Consider the following 17,236-nt stretch of genomic DNA (forward strand, 5'->3'; position numbering starts at 1 on the left):
ATTTACTAACGGTTAAATTTTGAACAATATAGATTTTGACAAACAGCACATTTGGCACCCTTATACGTCGTCCATCAATCCCCTTCCATGTTACGAAGTGACTGGGGCTCAAGGCGTAAAATTAACACTGGCCAGTGGCGAAACTGTGGTCGATGGTATGTCCAGTTGGTGGGCCGCCATTCACGGTTACAATCATCCTGTACTGAATGCCGCCGCTCATGAGCAAGTCGATAAATTTTCTCACGTGATGTTTGGCGGTTTAACTCATGAGCCTGCTGTAAACCTATGCCGCCAACTATTAGGTATGGCACCGTCCGGCATGTCGAGAGTATTCCTCGCGGATTCTGGCTCGGTTTCAGTAGAAGTGGCGTTGAAAATGGCCTTACAGTATTGGGCGTGCCAAGGCCGACCAGAAAAATTCAAAATTCTCTCGCCACGCAATGGATATCACGGTGATACGTTTGGGGCCATGTCGGTATGTGATCCCATTAACGGCATGCACAGCCTGTTTTCTAATACATTGCAACGCCAAGTATTCGCACCAGCGCCACAAACCCGATATGGCAATACGTTTAGCGAAGACGATATTTTGCCAATCGAAGAGTTATTGCAACAGCAACGCAATGACATTGCGGCATTGATTCTTGAGCCCATTGTTCAGGGTGCAGGCGGTATGCGGATGTACCACCCTGAATATTTAAAACGTTGCCGACAACTTTGCGATGAATATGACGTATTACTGATTTGTGATGAAATTGCGACCGGCTTTGGTCGCACAGGTAAGCTATTCGGATGCGACCATGCCGATATTACACCTGACATCATGTGTTTAGGCAAAGCAATCACGGGCGGTTATATGACACTAGCGGCAACCCTGTGTACCGAAGACGTAGCCCAAGGTGTTTGCCAAGGTAGTCCGGGGGTATTTATGCACGGCCCAACTTATATGGGTAACCCGTTGGCATGTGCCGTTGCCGGTGCGAGCTTATCGCTGATAAGTGAAAACCTCTGGCAACAACAAGTACCCAACATCGAAAGACAGCTCAACATTGAGCTAGAAAAATTCAAACATCTCGAAAGCGTTGCAGATGTGCGAGTGTTGGGCGCAATTGGCGTAGTGGAAATGCGTCAGCCTGTTGATGTCGCTAGTCTGCAAAAAGATATGATATCTCGAGGCGCTTGGGTGCGGCCATTTGGCAAACTCGTTTATGTTATGCCACCCTATGTAATATCAAAAGAAGAGCTCACTGTACTAACGGATGCAATGTTCTTTGCAATTACTCAAGCAGAACACAGGAATTAACGCCTATGATAAGTCGGCTGGCTGACAAATTGTTTTTTGCAACACTTTTGCTATTTGCGTTGCAAATTCCTATTTTAGCCGACCATTATCGGCAATTTATCAGTGGTCAGATTGACGTTTTACAATCGCAAGCAGAAGAATATCACCTGCTTGCGGTACGTCATGGGTATGCTTCAACAGAGGCTATGTTGGACGCATTGGCTCAAAATGATTCAACCATTGTGAGAGAAGATGTCAGCAACAAAAGACAAGCCTTACAAGCGCTTAAAATTGCGGAATCGGGTCTCACAGTGTTGGCCGAAGGGCACTATTTTGAGAAAGCCATTTATATGGGTAATCCTCAGCAATTCCCTACCCTAAAAAAGGTACTGGGAAACTTTTCGCCCGCCATCCCCATTAACCCTCAAGATATTGTTTTTAGTGTATTTTTGGCATTAACAATTAACCTGGCTGTACTCTTTCCACACTGGTTTATCCAAAAGCGACGCAGAAGAAATAGCAGGCACAGCGAGGTCGTCTGATAGCGCATTGTTGTTTATTAAAGTGTGCAGATGAAGTGGGTCACTTCGAAAACCTGTTCCCACTCAAAGAAACGCCTTTTCCAGCTAGCCAACTCACATATTTTTTGGTGATATGGCTTTGCGAAATTCATTTCTTATTCACAGCATATTCATCCGCACTTTCTCATACTTGGCATCAATTGGTATCAGTTTTGCTACGTAAGTATTGAACAGGACACGCCGCAAACTGATGTTGTTAGCTAATGTGAACAGGTAACGAACAGAAATTGCGGTGATTTATCACCATAGCAGTAGATGTAGAGGTATGACTATGTTGAATGAAAATACGATTCTTATTGGCCAAGTGTTGCAAATCAGAGACAGAATTGTGGCTAAACGCCATTCTATTCCTTCGTCGCTCGCAAAGGAGTGGAAAAAGCTGTCTTCACTGACTTCGGTATTTGATCAAGTGAATAAAGGCCACCCCGTCTTTGCAGGTGGCACGAGTTTAGTAAAACCTAAGATGTTCTCTGGCACAGCCAAAGAACTGAAGGAAATGGTAAACGCACTTAAGTCATTTGAGAAAAAAGTGTCCCGCTCGATTAAATACGTGCACTGAGTCCCGATCGGTTGGCGCGCCCTTGTGTGTGGGGTGCGCCCCGTCTTTAAAACTTAAAAAGTGTCCCCATCTTTTAGTGATAGGCATTTTGAACCTTCCCCACTACACGCACTCTTAGCCTTGTGTGCATCAATGTATTAGGCGCACAACACGCCCGTGTTGCGGTGTGGTCTTAACATGCTTTCAGCTTATATAAAGTAGAGTTTAGGTGTTCTAAGCCTTCTGAATAGATTATAGTGTCGGGCTTTTCGACGAATGCAGTAAAAACAACAGGAGACACTATGTTACTCGCTACGCTAGCAATACTCTTCGGCCTACCCGTATTGCTTTGGAGTGCAGGAAAATTTGTCGGTGGCGGAGCCGCCATTGCCAATCACTTCGGCGTGTCCCCTCTGTTAATCGGTATGTTGATCATCGGCTTTGGTACTTCTGCGCCAGAAATTATTGTTTCAATTATCGCCGCGACTCAGGGCAACTCAGGACTAGCACTGGGTAATGCCTATGGCTCTAACATTGCCAATATTGCGTTAATTCTTGGTGTCACCGCTATTATTAGTCCGATTGCGGTTCGTTCGGAAATCATCCGTAAGGAACTCCCCGTGATGCTGGGCATCATGTTTTTTGCGGCCTGGCAATTATTCGACTTGTCTTTATCCAAGGATGATGCGTTTTCACTCATTGGGCTATTTATACTTCTGATTTCTTGGAGTGTTTATCAAGGTATTACCGGTGATTCTGATGCGCTTGCAGATGAAGTATCCGATGAATTGAATGGCCAAAGTGAATCACTAAAAATGAATGTAGTTTGGCTATTAGTTGGGCTAGCGCTCTTAATTGGTAGCTCGAGGCTACTTGTGTGGGGGGCGGTTGAAATTGCTACTCTCTATGGCGTCAGTGATACCATTATTGGCTTAACAATTATCGCAATTGGTACCTCTTTACCCGAGCTTGCTTCTTCACTTATGGCGGTCAAAAAGGGGGAGCACGACATGGCGCTGGGTAACGTGATTGGCTCTAACATGTTTAACACGTTAGCCGTTGTGGGGATTGCTGGCATGATTCAACCAATGCAAGTGACAAGTGATTTCTTATACCGTGATGTGGGTGTCATGCTTGTACTATCACTGGTGTTGTTCGTCTTTTGTATTGGCATCAAACGACAAGGTCGTATCAACAGATTCGAGGGCGGCGCGCTCACAGCAGCCTACGTCGCATACACCTACATGCTAGTGCAAGCCGCTTTCAGCGCATAATAACCATGAGCCGAGACTCGCGCTCGGCTCAACTCACATTGAGTGTCAATGTGACTAAACTCACTAAAGAAATCCCAGCAAGAATAAACAAATTGATACCGTAAGCGTCGTTTTTGCGACGATTGCGTTTCGATCTCAATATTAGGCTTACAAGAGTAGAAACTAGGCATACTTGCAAAAGCGTGATGAGAGAGTCTACGTGTTGTTGAGACCAGTGACTCCTACCTTCCACTCCCCAATAAGCTTGCACACCGCTGATAAAATCGGGTCGAGCGAAGTGAAACACAATCAAGCTCGCGACCAAAACTACCCAAGAAAGGATATTTAGACCAACAACGAGGCGAAACAAGGTATCTTGGCTTCTGGGCTTTTTACGTCTATCCGCTTGATTCGGTATTGGCATTTTATGGCCTATTCTCTCAATGACTGCTGGCATCAGGCTTTCCAATCAGTATACTACGAGTTATAAAGGTTTTCGTGAGATTGCAATCGCGTTCTGCATTGCTATCGATACCATCAATCGCGCATGACACCTCCCACTAGTGAGTTTATCGGCAATTTTTCATTTTCATTGAATTTTGCTTGTTCTTTGGGATGCACATTCAAACTGTCTGTGCGATGATGCGTAGAGTTAAATAAAGAGATTTATGGAGATAAAAAATGACGCACGCGCCCGTTGTCGACGTACTCAGTGGTAAGTACGCCGTTGGCGAAACAGTAACCGTTAAAGGCTGGGTAAGAACCCGCCGTGATTCTAAAGCAGGCTTGTCTTTTATTGCCCTGCACGATGGTAGCTGTTTTGACCCTGTTCAGGTCATCGCGCTTAATTCACTTCAAGGCTATGAAGAAATTCAGCGCCTGACTGCTGGCTGTTCGCTTGAAGTGACAGGTACTGTAAAAGCGTCAGAGGGTAAAGGCCAAGCGCTGGAATTAGAAGCGACATCAGTCACTGTAGTCGGATGGGTTGAGAACCCAGACACCTACCCTATGGCAGCCAAACGTCACTCTATTGAGTACCTTCGTGAGCATGCTCATTTACGTCCAAGAACAAATGTTATTGGCGCAGTCACTCGCGTGCGCAACTGTTTGTCTCAAGCCTTACACCGCTTTTTCCACGAACGTGGTTACTTCTGGGTGAGCACGCCAATTTTAACTGCGAGCGATACCGAAGGTGCTGGTGAGATGTTCCGCGTATCCACTTTGGATATGATGAATTTGCCGATGACAGACAAAGGTGACGTCGATTTCACTGAAGATTTCTTTGGTAAAGAAACCTACCTGACCGTTTCTGGCCAATTAAATGGTGAGACCTACTGCTCTGCCATGAGCAAAATATACACATTTGGTCCGACATTCCGAGCTGAAAACAGTAACACGTCACGTCACTTAGCGGAATTCTGGATGATTGAACCAGAGGTCGCTTTTGCTGACCTCACCGATATTGCACAACTGTCTGAAGACATGCTTAAGTACGTGTGTAAAGCCGTTCTTGAAGAGCGCGCAGACGACATGGCGTTTTTCGCACAGCGTATCAATAAAGATGCTATCACTCGTCTAGAACAACTTGTCTCAGCAGACTTCGTTCGTATGGACTATACCGACGCGATCGAAATTCTGAAAAACAGTGGTAAGGACTTCGAGTTCCCTGTTGAATGGGGAGTTGATTTGTCATCAGAGCACGAGCGCTACTTGGCAGAAGAGCACGTTGGCGCACCTATCATTATGCAAAACTACCCTAAAGACATTAAAGCCTTTTACATGCGCTTGAATGACGATGGGAAAACGGTCGCGGCAATGGATGTGTTGGCGCCGGGTATTGGTGAAATCATTGGTGGTTCACAACGTGAAGAACGCCTAGATGTGTTCGATGCGCGCCTCGAAGAAATGGGCCTAAGCAAAGAAGATTATTACTGGTATCGTGACTTACGTCGCTACGGTACAGTTCCTCACTCCGGTTTTGGTCTTGGCTTCGAACGCTTAGTGGCCTACGTCACTGGCATGCAGAACGTCAGGGATGTCATTCCGTTCCCTCGCACACCAGGTAACGCCACTTTCTAAACAAAAACAGCCGACGATCAAGTCGGCTGTTTTTTATCTTTTCCATGGGTTATGCTTGTCCCAATAAGAAAACTCCTTGGAAAAACAATTTCTTCCCATGGTTACGGTAGTGTGTCATGAATGTGAGCTGCAAGTTGACATTCCCTCGCTCGAACATCGACAGCGCGCAAGATGCCCTCGCTGTAATAATTTTCTTACCGCTTACCGTCGTAAAGGGAATGACTATGCCCTCGCCTTCTCAGTTAGTGCACTTATTGCGCTGTTATTATCGCTTCCTTTTGATTTCCTGACTTTTAGCGCAAGCGGACAAAAACACGACATCAACTTGCCTTCGGGTTTAGGCGTACTCATTCAACATGACTATGTATCACTGGCAATCGTCACGGCATTAGCCACGCTTGTTTTACCGGGTCTGGTACTTTTGGGTATTGCGATATTGATGATGGGGCAGAAATGGGGGCAACCCTCTGCGCTTTTGATCCGCGTGCATTATTGGGTACAGAAACTGATTCCTTGGAGCATGGCCGAGATATTTTTAGTCGGTACCTTGGTCAGCCTGATTAAAATTACGGAGCTTGCCGATATCACTCTCGGCTTATCCTTTTATGCCTTTATCGCCTTTACCCTCGCGATGAGTGCCACCTTACTGTATTTCGACGCGCTTCAAAGCGCAATTTGGTTGTATGAAGGGGATTTACCAATTCCCCATCAAGTCACGGCCAGTGATGCCTCGCGCACCATGCAACAAACATGGGCACTGCTGATTACCGCCGTCTTGTTTTACATACCGGCTAACACCTTACCTATAATGGAAACCGTATTACTCGGCGATAGCGAGCCCAATACGATATTGGGCGGTGTGATTGAATTGTGGAAAGCGGGCTCCTACCCCGTCGCCATGGTTATCCTTGTCGCGAGTATTTTAGTGCCCATCGCCAAGCTCTTAATACTGATTTGGCTAAATTTGGTGGTGCAAACACGGCGTTTACATAACCCTGAAAAACGCATTAGATTTTACCGGTTTACTGAATGGATAGGCCGTTGGTCCATGGTTGACGTTTTTGTAGTTGCAATCTTAGTCGCGCTAGTTCAACTTGGCAGTACAATATCCATCTATCCAGGCCCAGCAGCAATGGCATTTTGTGCAGTCGTATTTGTCACTATGGCGGCAGCAATGTCCTTTGACTCAAGATTACTTTGGCTTAAGCAGGAAGAACAATAAATGTCTGAACAGGCAAAAATAGAGCCTACCACTCGCATTTCAAAAGTGTGGTTTATTCCCTTTATCACGTTTTTAATCGGTGCTTGGATGGTGTATTACCAATGGAGCAACCAAGGCCCAGAAATTACGATTCAAATGACCTCAGCGGCCGGTTTGGAAGCCAATAAAACAGCCATTAAGGTGCGCGATCTCGATATTGGAAAAGTCACAAAGATAGAACTTAATTCCGATTTAAATGGGGTTACGATTACCGCGCGGCTGGATGCAAGCGCCGAAGATTTATTGACCACAAATACGCGATTTTGGCTGGTATCGCCAAGAGTCAGCTTCACCGAGGTATCGGGCCTCAATACATTACTTTCTGGTAGCTACATTGCCATGTCGCCAGACAAAAACGGGGAAGAAACCTACGAATTTGTCGCGGAATCTCGCCCTCCTGTCACGCCTCCAGGTACGCCAGGATTACATTTAAAACTCAATAGTGACGACGAGTTCGCCTACAAAGCAGGTGATCCGATCATTTACAAAGGGTTTAAGGTAGGGGAATTTGAAGATGCTACCTTCAATATCGAAGAGCGCACGGTTTATTATCAAGCCTTTATTGAAGCTCCCTATCACAAGCTTATTACTCAAAATACCCGATTCTGGAATATCAGCGGTGTGAAGTTCCACTTAGCGTCGAGTGGGATTAAAGTCGAAACTGGCAGTTTGGAAACACTGCTGGCTAATGGTGTCACATTTGGCATTCCAGAAGGCGTCCCGCAGGGCCCACTAGTGACTGAAAATGCATTCTTTAAAGTGTTCGAAGACCAAACCTCAGCATTCGATGCCAGATTCAAATTGTCCGTCGAATTTTTGCTCTTTATTGAGGACAGCGTGCGAGGCCTAACGGTAGGGGCACCAGTGGAGTACAGAGGGCTACAAATCGGCGAAGTCATTGCGATCAATCAGCTTTCCGACGTACCTGGCAATATCCTCGAGGAGGGCTATCCTATTCCGGTGCTCATCAACATCTACCCCGGAAAAGTCGGCCAACAAGATAACCAAGCTGGCGTGCGATTTGTGCGAGAAAGAATGCGTGCTTGGATTTCAAGAGATTTACGTGCCACTTTAAAAATGGGCAATATTTTAACCGGGGGATTGTATGTCGATTTACAGCACCACGATGATATTGAAGCCGTACCCGTGGCGACGATTTTCGAGCATGATGTGATCCCGGTTGTCTCGAATGAATTTACATTGCTCACGCAAAAAGCCGAAGCAATATTGGACAAGATTAACGAACTACCAGTCGAAGTGTTAATCGCCGATGTCACCGACGTCATCGACACCTTAGGTGAAGCCGCCAGTTCAGTTACCCAGACCAGTCAAAACTTTGATAGTCTAGTAGCAAGCATGGACGGTCAGTCTATCAACACCAATGTAAATCAAGTGCTTGAAGATTTATCTGCGGTACTACAAAATTTCTCTCAAGGTGGACTCAGCCCAGCAGAAATACAAGAAACCATGGATGATTTACAAGAAACATTGCGCAACATTCAGCCTTTGCTGTTGCAACTAAACCAGACGCCCAACAGCCTAATTTTCTCTGATAATAGTGATGTAAGTGTAGAACCTAAAGCCAAACGACCTGGAGCATTTGACAATGAGTAAATGGTACATTGCGCTGATAGTGTGTGTATTGGCGGGCTGTTCTAGCAAGCCCACGTTGCTAAATTACTATACCTTGCACGACCCTCAAACCCACAGCAAAACTGCCCCATTGAGCAAAAGCGTCAAGCAAGTGGAAATGGCACGTGTGAAATTGCCAGACTATCTCAAGCAACGAAATCTAGCCTTCTTGCTCAGTGACACGCAATTGCACTTTGCGCCTCAACACGTTTGGGCAGAGCCTTTATACGATGGCGTATATCAATCGCTGGGCAAATCGCTAATGCGAGATCACGGAATTTACGCTACACCTAACATGAAGTACGATGCGGACGAAAAGAGCCTCAAAGTGAGAATTCAAATTGATGACTTTATTTCATCCTATGACGGGCAAGTCGTGCTAAGCGGCCAATATTGGGTAGACCACAACGGCGAAGAATCCGTTTATTTGTTTTATTTCACGCTGCCGCTTGAGGAAGATGGATATCCTCACACCGTCAGAAAGATGCGTGCAGCACTCACGTTACTCGCGGCTGATGTCGCCAGCAACCTACCAGTGTAAGACACAAGGAAGATAGGAAAAGACTGTGGCCAAACAACCTAAGCGACCAGATTCCAGCAACAGTAGTCTCATCAACATAGACCGCCAAATATCTGTTGTGCACTTGTTTGCCTTTGTCGGCATTGCAGTGACTGGTGTGCTTGGTGTCGTTGCGTTGGTCACTGGTGATACTTGGTTGGCAATAGCTTTGTTCTGTGCCACCAGCGCCTTTTTGTTGTCGCAGATTATCCAATATAAAAACTCAGCGATCCTTGGTCATATCATTGCTGTTACCGTGCTACTGAGTACCTTAATGATTCTGATGATGTTTCTCGTCATCACTGGCGGACAAGGTAATACCGGGCCGTTGTGGATTTTTGTGGTGCCCCCTGTCGCGATGTTTTTTGGCGGTGTATTTACCGGGCTTGTAACCGTTGGATTGTTCAGTTGTCTACTGAGTATCGTGTTGTTCTATCCGGATGACTTACTGTTGCTCACTTCCTATACCTTTGCATTTAAAACGCGGTTATTGCTGTCGTTTTTAACCCTGACTTTTTTGGCTGCGTTTTACGAATACAGCCGTCAGAAGTCGTATGAAAAAGTGCGTCACCTCAGCTCTCAATTCGAACAGCAAGCGCGGCATGATCCGCTCACTGCCCTATTGAATCGCAGAGGTATGGGTCAGTTTTTGGATCATGAAATTATCCGTTTCCACCGTTCTCGAAAAAACCTATCGCTGATCCTTGTCGACTTAGATCATTTCAAAAAAATAAATGATAACTTTGGCCATGCGATTGGTGATAAGGTCTTGGTAAAAACAGCTAACTTATTACGAGAGTGTGTTCGTGGCCAAGATGTGGTATCGAGATGGGGTGGTGAAGAATTTCTCATTATGTTGCCGGAAACCCGTATCGATTCAGCAATGCGCGTAGCCGAAAACTTGCGGCATAAAATAGAGAATAGCCCGATTGCCGCGCTAGATTCAGAAATTAATCTTACCGCCAGTTTTGGCGTTTGCGAAATCAATGGTACCACCCCGCTAAATCGCGCACTCAATTTGGCCGATAAAGCCTTGTACAAAGCAAAAGAGAACGGCCGCAATCGCGTAGAGTGCGCGGAAGATGTTCAAACTGATCCAACCACTCCAAAATCGTAAATTTACACACAGTTAGTTACAATTAAGACATACATTACACATGTTTGCTGTTTACCATTTAGGTAATAAACTTTCTCTTTAGGTATACAGCCATGAAATGGATAAAAATCGGTCTACCCATTGCGCTATTGGTCGCAGGGGTCGGCGGCAAATTCGCTATAGAAGCCTCAGCTCAAGAAACTGAGGAAAAAGAACAAGTTGATACACGCCCTACCGTTGCGGTTGAAGCCTTGTCTCCAATTAACTACCACGTGGCAATCAACAGTTATGGCGAGCTAAGCCCATTAGAGTCGACCAACCTAGCCGCACAGGTCTCAGGTGAAGTAGTTTCATGGCATCCAAACTTTATTGCAGGCGGAGTCGTTAACCGCGGTGATGTGTTATTCAGTATCGAAAAAGACACCTATGAGGCCGCACTGCTTCTAGCGCAAGCTAATTTATCAAGCGCCGAAGCCAGCTTGATACAAGAAGAAGCACTCGCCCGTGTAGCGAGAGAGGAAGCGAAAACGCTACCTAAGGCCCGCGTTACCGACCTATACCTAAGAAAGCCACAAGTCATGAGCGCTAAAGCGGCGGTAAAATCAGCCCAAGCACAACTGCGTATTGCTCAAAGAGACTTAGCTAACTGTGAAATTAGAGCCCCTTACGATGCCCTAATCGTTAGTCGTAACATCGGTGTTGGTGACTACGTTAACATTGGTGCCGTTGCAGCGGTACTGAACAACATCGAAACAGCAGAAGTGACGTTCCCTATCGCGGGCTTCGATACTCGTTTTCTGACGAAAAACATCATTGGCGCCGATGCTCAAGTGACAATTCAGGGCAATGCCAACATTCAACGCCAAGCGATTATTCACCGAGATGTGGGTGTGGTAGATAACGCCACTCGTATGTCACACCTAGTGGCGCGAATCGACGACCCGTATGCCCTGCGTTCAGATAAGCCTGTTATCAAATTCGGCAGTTATGTGGATGTCAGTTTCCAAGGTGCAGAGCTTCGCAATGTGTATCGCATATCTCAAGATTTGGTGAACAACCGTACATTGTGGATTCTCGATAGCGACAATAAGCTCCACGCACAACCTGTGACAGTCCTTCGTGAAGAAGGGGCAGAGTTCATTATTTCCGCTGACTTCAATACGTCGAAAATGGTGACGACCTTACCTGAATACCCTCAAGAGGGAATGGAAGTGCGTATTTCGGATGAGGAAAGCAACAACAAAGACGATGACAACGCCGAGACATTAGTCGCTAGCAAAAGCACGATTGATTGAGGGCTGAACAATGGACAGTAGAGAAAACACAACTCAAGGCATTATCGCCTACTTTACGCGGAACTCAGTCGCGGCGAACTTAATGATGGTGTTTATCATCATCATGGGTATTGCCAGTTATTTTACAATTCAACGCCAGATGTTCCCGAATATAGAAATTAACTATATCCAAGTGACTGCTCAGTACCCTGGCGCCTCTCCTCAAGAAATTGAAGAGAGTATTTTGATCAAAATTGAAGAAGCGCTGAAAGACGTCACCGAAATTAAGCGAAGTGTCTCTCGGGCATTCAGAAACAGTGGCCGTGTCACGTTAGAAATCGATAAAGGTGAAGACCTTTCGAACGTATTAGACAAGGTTAAACTGAGAGTCGACGGTATCGCCACCTTCCCTGCCGGAATGGAACCAGTCAACGTTTACCAAGAAGAATTCCAGCAGCAAGTCATCGAGATGTCGCTTGTGGGTGATTTTCCGCTCACGGAGCTGAAACCCGTTGCGAAACAAATTGAAGATGAACTACTACAACTCGGTAGTATCTCGTTGGTGGAAGCGAACTTCCCTGAAGATGAAATCTCAATCGAAATCAAACCTGAGATGCTGCGCAAGTACAACTTGACTATTAACGATGTGGTAGCGGCGATTCGTCGTTACTCGGCGAACTTGTCAGCGGGTCAATTGCGCACCGATTCAGGGGTTATCAGTGTTCGCGTAGAAAACCAATATTACAACGGTAGTGAGTTTAGAAGCATTCCAGTAAAAATTGGTAACTCAGGCGCTAGAGTGTTGCTGTCAGACGTCGCCAAGATCAAAGATGGCTTTGTCGAGGGAGAGCGTTACTTCAAATACAACGGCAAGAACGCGATATTCATGGCAGTCAGAGCGACGAAGAGCCAAAACATCATTCCCGTTGCGCAGACGGTTAAAAACTTCATTGAAAAACGCAACGAGAGCTTAGGTCCAGCAATGGAACTTAAAGTGCTTGTTGACATGACGTACTACCTCAATGCCCGCCTTGACATGATGTTGAAAAACCTGATGCAAGGTGCGGTACTGGTTGCCATGATGTTAACCTTGTTCTTGCGCTTTAGATTGGCACTGTGGGTCATGATAGGGTTACCCGTGTGTTTCTTAGGTGCGGTAATGATGATGCCTGTGTTTGGTGTCAGCATTAATATCCTCTCGTTATTTGCCTTTATTATGGTGCTAGGTATTGTCGTAGACGATGCCATCGTTATCGGCGAAAGTGCTTACACTGAAATTGAATCGAAAGGCGGCGGTGTTGACAACGTCATCCGTGGCGCAAAACGGGTTGCAACACCAGCTACATTTGGCGTATTGACCACTATTGCGGTATTCGCTCCGTTTACTTTAAGTAGCGGCCCAGAAGGCGCCTTTTTCTACAACATATCTGTTGTTGTAATACTGTGCTTGGTCTTTAGTTTGATTGAATCCAAACTGATCTTACCTGCTCACTTGGCTCACACGAAATTTACTCCAATCAAGGAAGACAGCTGGCGCGCCAGATTTAACAAACGCTTTTTTGCCATGATCACAGGCCCCTACCGCAAAACGGTAGAGCTGGCCATTGAATGGCGTTGGGCAGTTTTGATGTTCTTCGTATTTATGTTGTTCCTAACCTTCGGCCTTATCGGTGCCAATTACGTCAGAATGGTACCAAGCCCCAAAGTGCCACACGATTTCCCGAGTGTGCGCATAGAAATGAATGAGACCGCATCGGATGAAGCCACGATCAATGCCTTAAAAACCATTGAACAAACCATTTGGGATATCGAAGATCAGACCAAGGCTGAACACGGCTCAGGTATGATTCGCGACTTGCTGGCATTCAATAATGGCCGTACGAACGCTCGTATATTAGTACCTTTGGTACACGAAGATGAACGTCCATTTGATACCTTTGAATTGGCGCGGCGCTGGCGTGAATCTCTGCCACAGATTCCGGGTATGAAATCGTTTACGGTTCAGGATGACGTCAACGGTGGGGGTGACAATGGTGAATTTGGTTACTTGTTATATGGGCCAGATATTGACACCTTGAACGCGGCAGGCCGCAAGTTTATAGAGATGCTGCAACAAGAAAAAGGCTTGTATGACGTTAGCTCAACGATTGACCCTGCCAGTAAAGAAGTACAGCTAACCCTATTGCCAGTTGCTTATGACCTTGGCCTAGACTTGCGCACTATTGCGGACCAAGTTGGGGCGAGCTTTTATGGTGGCGAAGCCCAGCGTGTAATTCGCGATGGTGAAGAAGTCAAAGTCATGGTCCGTTATCCCGAACTGACGAGAGAAAGTTTTGCTTCGCTTAAGTACACGGTGATCACAACACCACAAGGCCGTGAGGTGATGTTAGGTGATGTTGCAGTGTTGGAAGAGCGCCCTGGAATTAGCTATATCCGCCGTGAATCCGGCTACCGCAGCGTATACGTATGGGGTGCCATTGATGAGGAAGCGGTAGAACCAAATGAAGTGGTTGAAAGGATTAAAGAAAACCTATTACCTGAATTGACCGAGCAGTTCCCAACGGTGAAGACCGAACTAGGCGGCGACATTGAAGAGCAGCAAGCTCAACAAAACGAGCAAATCATGTTCTTCTTAGCGGCAATGATCATGGTGTATATCTTGTTGGCGGTACCATTAAAGAGCTACAAGCAGCCTCTGATTATTATGTCAGTCATTCCATTCAGCTTAACGGGTGCAGTATGGGGCCACTTCCTACTAGGTCTTGACCTGAGTATGATGTCGACCTTCGGTTTGATCGCTGCAGCGGGTGTTGTCATCAACGATAGCTTGGTTATGACCGACTTTGTGAACCAACGCCGTGCACAAGGCTTTGCATTGCGTGAAGCCGTAGCAGAAGCTGGTTGTGCTCGTTTTAGGGCCATCACACTGACATCTATTACGACATTCGCAGGTGTTTTGCCTATCATGTTCGAGAAAAGCTTACAGGCAGCCTTTGTTATACCCATGGCTGTCGCTCTGGGCTTTGCGGTACTATACGCCACTCTCGTCACTCTTATACTTGTGCCATGTTTGTACATGATATTGCTAGACTTGGGTGCGCCGTATAACAAGGTTAAAAACCGATTACGTCGCAAGAAAGTCGTCACGTCATCAGCTACCGATTTTAGCGGCGTGGCCAAATAAATTCACAAACATCAAAAAGCCCGCTTCATGCGGGCTTTTTATTACTCTTAATGCCCTCATAATAAAGCTAATGAAAATTTACAGGTGATTGTTATGTCAAACTTAACGATACGAGCCGCTCAGGTTGCCGATGCTCAAACGATTCTCAACTTCATCATAGAATTGGCAATTTATGAAAAAGCAGAACACGAAGTTGAGTCAACTGTCGAAGATATCGAGCAGAGCTTGTTCTCTGAAGGTTCAACCGCTCACTGTGTCATTTGTGAGCGTGCAGGAGAAGCCATTGGTTTTGCCGTTTTCTTTTACAATTATTCGACTTGGCAAGGTCGTAACGGTTTGTACCTTGAAGACTTGTACGTCACACCTGAACAACGGGGCTCTGGTGCAGGGAAAGCATTACTGAAACACCTTGCTCAGCATGCTGTAGACAATAACTTAGGGCGGTTCGAATGGAGCGTGCTTGACTGGAACACCCCAGCGATTGAATTTTATGAATCCATTGGTGCCAAGCCCAAGAGTGAATGGATTGGTTACAGAATGGCTGGCAAAGCCCTTCATGACTTTGCCAAAAATACTGGTTAGTTAAGCGCCATAGCGGCTCATAAACATCGCTACAATGCGGTCGATATATTGGGCTTTATCAGCGTCGCTCAACGGCGGCGCAAACTGCATTAATTGTGGCCAATAGACTAATCCCTTGATTAAACTGACCAGTTCTTCAATGGCGTGCTCAGGATTATCTGCAGTCAACGCATTGTGTTCACAGGCTTCTCGTACCCAACGCTCCATTACCGTCTCTTGATCTTTGAAACACGCCATCTGTTCGGCGAGCTTTTCTGGATGGTAAAAAAAGTGCCCAAAACAAACCCGAGCCAGCTCCATATGTTCATCTGACGTAGCAAACTGGATGTTGTCCGCTACTAAGCGATGTAACTGAGAGGCCAACGGCGTATCAGTATTGAAGCGAATATCACTGTCGACCATCGCTTTGCGCCACATTTCTTGTAGCAAAAACATGACCAATTCTTCTTTGGTAGAAAAATGGTTATACACGGTCCGTTTCGATACTTGAGCGAGCTCTGCAAGCTTATCCATGCTTGTCGATGCCACACCAAATTGCTGGAACGCGCTTTTTGCTGCAGAGATAATAGACTCTCGTTTGAGATCGCTGCGGGTCTTAGTTACTGAAGTCATGTTGCCTGTTTATTTTGATAGTACTGCAAAAGCGGTTAAATCGTGATTTTAACCATACCTCTTTGCATTATGACATCAAACACCCCAAAAAGGGGGATTTATCGTTATTTTGCATACGAAATAGCCGAGCTGTAACACCATTTACCCTTCCCGCTTTTTTGCGACCATATCTTCTGCGTACTTCATAATATCTCTCCACGAGACGACCCCGACAGGTTTCAAATCACCATCCACAATAGGCAGGCAAGATATGTTATTGCGATTGAACAACTTAATGGCGCTGACAATGGATGCACTCGGCCCTAAGGTAATTGGCTCTCTCGTCATTATCTGGTGAGCTTTGCGGTCCAATGTTGCCCTGTCGCGAGAGCGTTCACTCAACGTATCGACAAAGGGACTCAACGCATTCAGTAAATCTCTATCTGATATCACGCCAACGAGTCGGTTGCCTTCCACCACCATTAAATGATGGTAGCCAGTGGCGGTAATCAACTCTCGAACCGTTTCCAAACTATCATCCATATGAACACAAACCACCCGCTGGCTCATAATACTTACAACAGACATTGCTCCTCCTCTATTAGAGTGAGTTCAACTGGCACAGCCAAGATCAACACGCCCAACTAGAAAGATAGCAGAAATTTCCCTTGTAGTAGCATGCTATTACCCGAGGTTTACCGCGGCGTGATTCAATGTTGCCACATTCCAAATAAGGGTAATCACAATGGCAACTATATTAATGATAACCGGTGATTTTGTTGAAGATTATGAGAACATGGTGCCGTTTCAAGCATTTCAGGCATTAGGGCACACTGTTCATGCGATATGTCCAAATAAGCAAGCCGGCGATCAAATTATTACCGCTATCCATGATTTCGAGGGTCACCAAACCTATACTGAAAAATCAGGTCATCTTTTCACTTTAAATAGTTCGTTTGAGAAGACGGCGCCGTCACACTACGACGCTTTGTATTTGCCGGGAGGCCGTGCGCCCGAGTACTTGAGACTATTTCCGGCTGTTATAGATATGATTAGGCATTTCGCCGACTCGAACAAACCTATTGGGGCAATATGTCATGGTCCTCAACTATTATGTGCAGCGGGTATTATTAAGGGGGTGCGAATTTCAGCCTACCCAGCCTGTCGTCCAGAAGTCCTCTTAGCAGGCGCTGATTACATTGATTTACCCATGGATAATGCGATTACCGATGGCACGTTTGTCACTGCACCAGCATGGCCTGCTCACCCTGATTTTATTGCGCAATTTGATAGACTACTTAGGGTTCAACCTGAGAATTCATAA

General features: G+C 45.9%; 16 protein-coding genes. 13 read left to right on the forward strand and 3 right to left on the reverse strand.

What is annotated here, in order from left to right:
* Window positions 1-19 precede the first annotated feature (19 nt).
* The 4 genes from bioA (at window position 20) to AC27G9_RS20290 (ending at window position 3,675) form a co-directional block, all read left to right on the forward strand.
* Window positions 20-1,303, forward strand: a complete 1,284-nt coding sequence (bioA, locus tag AC27G9_RS20275; protein WP_487076345.1) for an adenosylmethionine--8-amino-7-oxononanoate transaminase — start codon at window positions 20-22, stop codon at window positions 1,301-1,303.
* A gap of 5 nt (window positions 1,304-1,308) precedes the next feature.
* Window positions 1,309-1,824, forward strand: coding sequence for a DUF2937 family protein (locus AC27G9_RS20280; protein ID WP_487076346.1), 516 nt, complete (start codon window positions 1,309-1,311; stop codon window positions 1,822-1,824).
* Window positions 1,825-2,134: 310 nt separating this feature from the next.
* Window positions 2,135-2,422, forward strand: coding sequence for a hypothetical protein (locus tag AC27G9_RS20285; RefSeq protein ID WP_487076347.1), 288 nt, complete (start codon window positions 2,135-2,137; stop codon window positions 2,420-2,422).
* A gap of 281 nt (window positions 2,423-2,703) precedes the next feature.
* Complete coding sequence (locus AC27G9_RS20290) at window positions 2,704-3,675, forward strand: calcium/sodium antiporter (RefSeq protein ID WP_487076348.1); 972 nt, start codon at window positions 2,704-2,706, stop codon at window positions 3,673-3,675.
* A gap of 28 nt (window positions 3,676-3,703) precedes the next feature.
* On the opposite strand, the gene AC27G9_RS20295 is transcribed toward AC27G9_RS20290, so the two are convergent.
* Window positions 3,704-4,111, reverse strand: coding sequence for a hypothetical protein (locus tag AC27G9_RS20295; RefSeq protein ID WP_487076349.1), 408 nt, complete (start codon window positions 4,109-4,111; stop codon window positions 3,704-3,706).
* Window positions 4,112-4,335: 224 nt separating this feature from the next.
* Between AC27G9_RS20295 and asnS the strand changes: the two genes are divergently transcribed.
* The 8 genes from asnS to AC27G9_RS20335 all read left to right on the forward strand — a co-directional run bounded on the left by asnS (window position 4,336) and on the right by AC27G9_RS20335 (window position 15,321).
* Window positions 4,336-5,733 (forward strand): asparagine--tRNA ligase, encoded by a 1,398-nt coding sequence (asnS, locus tag AC27G9_RS20300; protein ID WP_487076350.1) that lies wholly within the window; start codon window positions 4,336-4,338, stop codon window positions 5,731-5,733.
* A gap of 76 nt (window positions 5,734-5,809) precedes the next feature.
* Window positions 5,810-6,955 (forward strand): paraquat-inducible protein A, encoded by a 1,146-nt coding sequence (locus AC27G9_RS20305; RefSeq protein WP_487076351.1) that lies wholly within the window; start codon window positions 5,810-5,812, stop codon window positions 6,953-6,955.
* Window positions 6,956-8,608, forward strand: a complete 1,653-nt coding sequence (gene pqiB, locus AC27G9_RS20310) for an intermembrane transport protein PqiB (RefSeq protein WP_487076352.1) — start codon at window positions 6,956-6,958, stop codon at window positions 8,606-8,608.
* On the forward strand, window positions 8,601-9,167 hold the full coding sequence (locus tag AC27G9_RS20315) for a PqiC family protein (protein ID WP_487076353.1): 567 nt from the start codon (window positions 8,601-8,603) through the stop codon (window positions 9,165-9,167). Before pqiB ends, AC27G9_RS20315 begins: the two co-directional genes overlap by 8 nt.
* Window positions 9,168-9,192: 25 nt before the next feature.
* On the forward strand, window positions 9,193-10,302 hold the full coding sequence (locus AC27G9_RS20320) for a GGDEF domain-containing protein (protein WP_487076354.1): 1,110 nt from the start codon (window positions 9,193-9,195) through the stop codon (window positions 10,300-10,302).
* 92 nt (window positions 10,303-10,394) lie between these two features.
* On the forward strand, window positions 10,395-11,576 hold the full coding sequence (locus AC27G9_RS20325) for an efflux RND transporter periplasmic adaptor subunit (protein WP_487076355.1): 1,182 nt from the start codon (window positions 10,395-10,397) through the stop codon (window positions 11,574-11,576).
* 10 nt (window positions 11,577-11,586) lie between these two features.
* Window positions 11,587-14,739, forward strand: a complete 3,153-nt coding sequence (locus AC27G9_RS20330) for an efflux RND transporter permease subunit (RefSeq protein WP_487076356.1) — start codon at window positions 11,587-11,589, stop codon at window positions 14,737-14,739.
* A gap of 93 nt (window positions 14,740-14,832) precedes the next feature.
* Window positions 14,833-15,321 carry a GNAT family N-acetyltransferase gene (locus AC27G9_RS20335; RefSeq protein WP_487076357.1) on the forward strand — a complete coding sequence of 163 codons (489 nt, stop codon included), beginning with the start codon at window positions 14,833-14,835 and terminating at the stop codon, window positions 15,319-15,321.
* Here the strand turns inward: AC27G9_RS20335 and AC27G9_RS20340 are convergent, their stop codons facing one another.
* Window positions 15,322-15,933, reverse strand: a complete 612-nt coding sequence (locus AC27G9_RS20340) for a TetR/AcrR family transcriptional regulator (RefSeq protein WP_487076358.1) — start codon at window positions 15,931-15,933, stop codon at window positions 15,322-15,324.
* Window positions 15,934-16,074: 141 nt separating this feature from the next.
* Complete coding sequence (locus AC27G9_RS20345) at window positions 16,075-16,500, reverse strand: CBS domain-containing protein (protein WP_487076359.1); 426 nt, start codon at window positions 16,498-16,500, stop codon at window positions 16,075-16,077.
* A gap of 157 nt (window positions 16,501-16,657) precedes the next feature.
* Between AC27G9_RS20345 and AC27G9_RS20350 the strand changes: the two genes are divergently transcribed.
* On the forward strand, window positions 16,658-17,236 hold the full coding sequence (locus AC27G9_RS20350) for a DJ-1/PfpI family protein (protein WP_487076360.1): 579 nt from the start codon (window positions 16,658-16,660) through the stop codon (window positions 17,234-17,236).

It is taken from the genome of Alteromonas sp. 5NS40-0096, assembly GCF_057544385.1.